Below are 5224 nucleotides of genomic sequence, written 5' to 3' on the forward strand. Positions count from 1 at the left end.
GAAGGTGCAGCAGAACCTGGTGCACGGCTCGGACTCGCCCGAATCCGCCGAGCGTGAGATCGGCATCTGGTTCGGCAACTAGCCGTCACGGACTAACTCGGCGAAGCTCCGCCGTCGATCACGCCCGGGTGCTGCCTCCATTGGAGGCAGCACCCGGGCGTTTTGCGTTCCCGCGCCGCTCACGCCGGCAAGGGCCCGTCCCGGATACAAACAAGCCCCAGGAGCCCACAGCGCATGCCGCAGCCCCTGGGGTTGATTCGGGTGGTTCGTGCTCTAGAGCCAGCCGCCGAGCGTGTCGTTGGTGCGGCCCGCGTTCTGCAGGTAGCCGCTCGCGGGCTCATCCAACCAGCCGCTGTCCGCGCTTCCGCCCTTGGCCGCTGAGGCGGCAAACCCGTTCTCGGTCAGCAGCTGACCGCCGCCGCCTTCACCCGCGGAATGGGCGGCGCGTGAATCACGGGCCGCGGCGGTAAGGGTTCTGGGATTTTCTGGCCCTTCTGAGGAACTGACGTTCAGCATGAGGCTACCTTCCTGCCTTCGCATCCAACTTTCGAAGGCACATGAGTTTCGCTGTGACCCGGATCTTGTCCTGGCTGCCCGCGGGTGCCGGCGGCGAAAGCGCGGGAAGCCGAAGACGGAGTCACAATTTTAACTTAATTCACATTAAACACACTTGAGGTTCACCCGGTCAACGCCGTTGCCTTGATGACGCCTTGCGGTGTTGCGACCTACTGCTCCGTGTTTGGACGTTGGGCCTTGTCGGAGTGTTCTTCCGAGTTGGCGATGATCTCATCTGCCATCTCGTCCACGTCCTGCTTGACCTCGTCGACCTTCTCCTTCTTCTTCAGCTTTTCCAAAGCCTTGTCCTCGGCACGGATCTCGGCTCGATCTTGATCTGCGCCTTGGCGGCGGCGACCGCGTCCATGTTCTCGCGCTCGGTCCACACCTTGATGATGCCCCAGGCCACGGCGGAGAGCGGCACGGCCAGCACGGCGCCGACGATTCCGCCCAGCACGGTGCCTGCGGTCAGGGCCATCAAGATCACCAGGGCATGCAGGTTCAGCGCCTGGGCCATGACCACCGGCTGCAGGAAGTTGCCCTCTAGCTGGTTCACGATGATCACCGCGGCAAGCACCACCAGGCAACCAGCGGGCCGCTGGTGACCAGGCCGACCAGGGTGGCCAGGATGCCGGCCACGGTTGCGCCGACCATGGGGATGAACGCGCCGAGGAAGACCACCACGCCCAGCGGCAGGGCCAGCGGCACCTGCAGCACCAGCAGGGTGGCGGTCACGCCGATGGCATCCACGGCTGCGATGATCGCGGTGCCGCGTATGTAGCCGCCGAAGGTGTGCAGCGCCGATCACCGGAGGTGATCCACTTGTGGCGGTAGTGCTTCGGGGTCCAGGAAATGAAGAACGCCCAGATCCGGTCCCCGTCCTTGAGGAAGAAGAACAGGATGACCATCAGCAGTATGCTGCCGGTGACAAAGCTGCCGGCGGCAGTGATGGTGTTCAGGCTCCGGCGCCGAACTGGGAGCTGGTGATGAACGAGGTGACGGTGTCCACCGCCTCATCGATCTGGCCCTGGTCCACCGTGAACGGCATGTCCCCGATGAACCGTTGCACCAGGTCGTTGAGCTGGTTAAAGCCCTCCGCGGCCTGGTTGACCAGGGTGTTCCATTCGCGCATGACCGAGAAGACCAGGCCGGTGCCGATCCCGCCAAGAACCAGCAGCGACCCGAGGAAGACGACCCAGGCGGACAGCATCGGGGACAGGTGCTTGCGCAGCTTGGTGACCAGCGGCCACAGGGCGCAGGAGAGGATCAGCGCGATCAGCGTCGGGATCACGATCATGGTCAGGCGCAGCATGCCAATGATGACGAAGCCGGCAACCAGTCCCACAATCAGGATCTGCAGGCAGCGGATCCCCAACCGGCCGAGCATGTCGGTCCACAATCCCTGAACCGTGAACTCCGGCCGCTCACGAACCGGTGCTTCTGCCGCGACCACCACTTGCTGTGTCGGTGGCCTGTTTTTTGAGGATGCAGCCTTGCGGAAGAACGCCATTCTTGCTCCAACGTCAGGGGGATTGATCAATTAAACAATAGGCTAGCGGTCGTCGAAGCGCGCGAGACACGTCCAAAAGGATGAGTTAATTCAACTGTCCGTCACTGCTTGGTTCCCGCCCCTAGCGGGTTGCTGCCAGCCGGCGGCGGGGGAGGCGGGGTACTCGTTGGCCAGCAGGCCCATCAGGATCCGGTCGTGGAACCGGCCATCATGAAAAACGGCGGCCCGTTGGCGGCCCTCGGGGCGAAAGCCCAGCCTGGTGTAGGTGCGTTGGGCGCGCTGGTTGTACTCGTACACCCCCAGGTGGATGCGGTTCAGCCCCAGTTGGTGGAAGCATGGCGCAGCATCAGTGCGGTGGCCTGCGCCCCCAGGCCCTGTCCCCGGAAATCCGGGCCGAGGATGATCGCGAACTCGGCCGCCCGGGCCGGGGTGTTCCCGCCGTAGAGCGTCGCGTGCCCGATCAGCGGCCCGCCGACCAGCTCAATGCTGAAACCGGCTTCGCGGGAAGTCGGCCGGTTCTGGCTCCAGACCTGCCAAACCCGGTAAAGGCCCTTCATCGGCTGGGGCAGCACCAGGTTCGTCTGGTGCACCATGGTTGCCGGGTCATTCCACCAGCACGACAACGGCTGCAGGTCCTCCGCACGCAGTTCGCGCAGACGAACCCGGTCAGGCCTCGCGCCGGTTGCCGCGGCGCCGAAGTCTGCGGCGGGTCTAGCCAAAGTACTCGTCGGCCAGCTGACTGAGCAGGAGCTTGTCGTGGAATTCGCCGTTGTGGAACCCGGCCTGCCGTGCCCGGCCCTCCTCACGGAAACCCGCCTTGGTGAAGGTGCGCAGCGCCCGCTCGTTGTACTCCCAGATGCCCAACCCGATGCGGTTCAGGCCCATTTCGCGGAACCCGAAATCCACGATCATCTTGGTCGCCTCGGTGCCGTAGCCCTGGCCCACATAGGAGCCCCCGATCATCATCATCAGCTCGGCCGAGCGGGCCGAGGCGTGGTAGTTGTACAGCGCAGTGTGCCCCACCAGCGTGTCGTCGGGCAGGGTGATGCACAAGCCGATGCCGTCCTTCGTGCCCCGGTTCTGACTCCAGTCCCGGAAGATCTCCGCAGCCTCGGTGCGCGGGTGGGGCAGGACAATGTTGCCCTGCAGCGCCATGAATTCCGGGCTGTTCCACCAGCCGGCAAGGACTGGCAGGTCTTCTTCCTGAAGCTCTCGCAGCCTGATGGTGTCGGAGACCAACAGGTTGATGCCGTAGTCCTGGGCTGTTTCCGTATTCCAATTGTCATGGGCCATGACTCAAACTTAGTCGGTTTTTCTCCCGGTGTGCCAGATGGGTCACTTTTGACATGGTTTACGCTGGGTGGCCCACCGCCACGAGTGGGCGGAATTGCGGTGCAGCAGCCGGACGCGGTGCGGGCGACACGCCCGGGGAGCCCTGCGCTAGAGCTCCCGGGCCGCCTGGGCATGGGCCCGCGTCCGGCGGATGAGTCCATCCACCGTCCAGGCCAGCGCGGCCCCGGCCACATAGGCGAACAGGTCCAGCACCGCGAAGCTGGTGCCCAACACCAGGCGCAGGATGGGCAGTGACTGGGCCAGCTGCAGGGGCAGGGGAGTCAGCTGCAGCAGTTCCACCGCCACGCACCACCCCAGGGAACCCAGGAACAGGCGCAGCCGGGTCGCGCGTGGGAAGAGGAAACCGAGCAGCACATACAGCAGCGTGGCGTAGAGCAGACCCCAGCCAGGTCGGCGGCCAGCCCCAAGGGTAGGAAGCGGGCAAAAAGGCCGATGGGGACCACCAGCAGTGCGGTGATCCCCATCCACGCCCGACGCGTCAGTACCATGCGGCGCATAAGCAGGCTTCCGTCGTGCCCTAGCCGAAGAAGGCGTTCGGGAAGCGCAGGACCACGGTCGCGGCGACGACCAGCAGCAGGACCACGGTAATCACCCACGACCACTCGGCGAAGAACTTCTTCACGCCCGCCCCGGCCGGGATCACCCCGTGGATGACGTTGCGAGCGGTGGTGTGCACGAACAGCGGGATCACCATGGCCCAAACGACCATGCAGTACAGGCACAGCGCGCTGATGTCATACAGCGCCTGGGACCACAGCCAGATGATGAACACCATCGCCAGGGTGACGCCGATCTGGAACCCCACCCAGTACCAACGGGCAAAGCGGGCCCCGGCCAGCAAGGCCATGCCCACGGTGATCACGATCGCGAATCCCACGATGCCCAGCAGCGGGTTCGGGAAGCCCAGCAGTTCGGCCTGCCAGGACTTCATGACCGTGCCGCAGGAAATCCAGGGGTTGATGTCGCAGCTGGTGACGTAGTCCGGGTTCTTGTACAGGGCCAGCCGATCCAGCACCAGTACACCGGAGGCGATCCAGGCGATCACGCCGGTCACCACGGTAAAGATTCCAAAACCGCGATCCTTGGCCCACCGGGGCAACACGCCCGGTGTCGGGGGATTCTCTACAGCTGAATTCATGTTCTGCCTAGTCCGTTTGCTCATTGGAATGCGCGGTTTTGCGCATTGGTTATTCCAATCCTAAAAGCACTTACTGTGTGCTCCCATAGCGAAGATCATCCGCCATGCGGCTAAATGTGAGAGAATGTTGGTGGTTGTTCGTGGATCCACAGTCTGCTTTCAACCCAACGAGAGACTTTGAACGACAGATCGTCAGGCGATGCATCGCTCCGGTTGAGTGCCCAAGAAAGTGCGCCTCCCGGGGGAATACCGCGGATCGAAGGGCCGTATAGGAAAACGGCCGGTTCTGAAGCACACCCGTTGACCGTGTCCAGTTTCCACGGTGCAATACGTTGCATCGCGAAAATCGGTGAGACGGACCTACAGAGGACTTTGATGCCCGACAGGCCAGAAACGTGGCCGACCGCATGGCATAAATGAATAGAGTTTCAGCTGCTGCGCTGTCTGTGGAAGCGCCGGCGCTGGAATGTTTTAGAGGAGTACGCGAACCTGATGAGCGCATCAAAAGAACGCAAGAGTGGTTCCGGAGGAAATAAGCGTGGCAACCGTTCGACTCGTGCCCGGCGCACGACCGTAGCCACCACCCCGGCCCGCCCGCTGCGCCAGGCAATGACCCTGGCCGAACTGAACGCGGCCGCCGGTGTGGAACCCACCGGCACCCGCATGCG

10 protein-coding genes and 1 pseudogene are annotated in these 5224 nt (G+C 63.6%); 1 reads left to right on the plus strand and 10 read right to left on the minus strand.

Annotated features, from left to right (window positions below):
- On the plus strand, nt 1–82 hold an 82-nt coding region (locus tag JCM19049_RS07795; RefSeq protein WP_279402725.1), incomplete at its 5' end, for a nucleoside-diphosphate kinase.
- A 191-nt stretch (nt 83–273) separates the two neighbouring features.
- On the opposite strand, the gene JCM19049_RS07800 is transcribed toward JCM19049_RS07795, so the two are convergent.
- The 10 genes and pseudogenes from JCM19049_RS07800 to JCM19049_RS07830 form a co-directional block, all read right to left on the minus strand.
- Nucleotides 274–516: a hypothetical protein gene (locus tag JCM19049_RS07800; protein WP_054821308.1), complete on the minus strand. Its 243-nt coding sequence runs from the start codon at nt 514–516 to the stop codon at nt 274–276.
- A gap of 209 nt (nt 517–725) precedes the next feature.
- Nucleotides 726–854 (minus strand): hypothetical protein, encoded by a 129-nt coding sequence (locus tag JCM19049_RS19385; RefSeq protein ID WP_279402718.1) that lies wholly within the window; start codon nt 852–854, stop codon nt 726–728.
- Nucleotides 842–1305: pseudogene (locus JCM19049_RS23295) on the minus strand (AI-2E family transporter). The gene JCM19049_RS19385 and the pseudogene JCM19049_RS23295 overlap by 13 nt, the downstream one beginning before the upstream one ends.
- Nucleotides 1287–1463, minus strand: coding sequence for a hypothetical protein (locus JCM19049_RS19400; RefSeq protein ID WP_279402721.1), 177 nt, complete (start codon nt 1461–1463; stop codon nt 1287–1289). The pseudogene JCM19049_RS23295 and the gene JCM19049_RS19400 overlap by 19 nt, the downstream one beginning before the upstream one ends.
- A gap of 47 nt (nt 1464–1510) precedes the next feature.
- Nucleotides 1511–2008: an AI-2E family transporter gene (locus JCM19049_RS19405; protein WP_279402722.1), complete on the minus strand. Its 498-nt coding sequence runs from the start codon at nt 2006–2008 to the stop codon at nt 1511–1513.
- A gap of 147 nt (nt 2009–2155) precedes the next feature.
- Nucleotides 2156–2362, minus strand: a complete 207-nt coding sequence (locus tag JCM19049_RS07810; protein ID WP_054821309.1) for a GNAT family N-acetyltransferase — start codon at nt 2360–2362, stop codon at nt 2156–2158.
- Between the two features lie 17 nt (nt 2363–2379).
- Entirely contained in the window at nt 2380–2784 is a 405-nt protein-coding gene (locus JCM19049_RS07815) for a GNAT family N-acetyltransferase (RefSeq protein ID WP_279402723.1), read from the minus strand.
- Nucleotides 2777–3358 carry a GNAT family N-acetyltransferase gene (locus JCM19049_RS07820; protein ID WP_054821311.1) on the minus strand — a complete coding sequence of 194 codons (582 nt, stop codon included), beginning with the start codon at nt 3356–3358 and terminating at the stop codon, nt 2777–2779. Before JCM19049_RS07820 ends, JCM19049_RS07815 begins: the two co-directional genes overlap by 8 nt.
- A gap of 147 nt (nt 3359–3505) precedes the next feature.
- Nucleotides 3506–3886, minus strand: a complete 381-nt coding sequence (locus JCM19049_RS07825) for a DUF2809 domain-containing protein (RefSeq protein ID WP_279402724.1) — start codon at nt 3884–3886, stop codon at nt 3506–3508.
- A 49-nt stretch (nt 3887–3935) separates the two neighbouring features.
- Complete coding sequence (locus JCM19049_RS07830) at nt 3936–4556, minus strand: vitamin K epoxide reductase family protein (protein WP_054821313.1); 621 nt, start codon at nt 4554–4556, stop codon at nt 3936–3938.
- Nucleotides 4557–5224 lie beyond the last annotated feature (668 nt).

Source organism: Arthrobacter sp. JCM 19049 (assembly GCF_001310435.1).

What these genes read in the sequence shown, in the direction of transcription:
- JCM19049_RS07800 (WP_054821308.1), bottom strand. Translation starts at nt 516, where the DNA reads ATGCTGAACGTCAGTTCCTCAGAAGGGCCAGAAAATCCCAGAACCCTT.
- JCM19049_RS19400 (WP_279402721.1), bottom strand. Translation starts at nt 1,463, where the DNA reads ATGGTCATCCTGTTCTTCTTCCTCAAGGACGGGGACCGGATCTGGGCG.
- JCM19049_RS07820 (WP_054821311.1), bottom strand. Translation starts at nt 3,358, where the DNA reads ATGGCCCATGACAATTGGAATACGGAAACAGCCCAGGACTACGGCATC.
- JCM19049_RS07830 (WP_054821313.1), bottom strand. Translation starts at nt 4,556, where the DNA reads ATGAATTCAGCTGTAGAGAATCCCCCGACACCGGGCGTGTTGCCCCGG.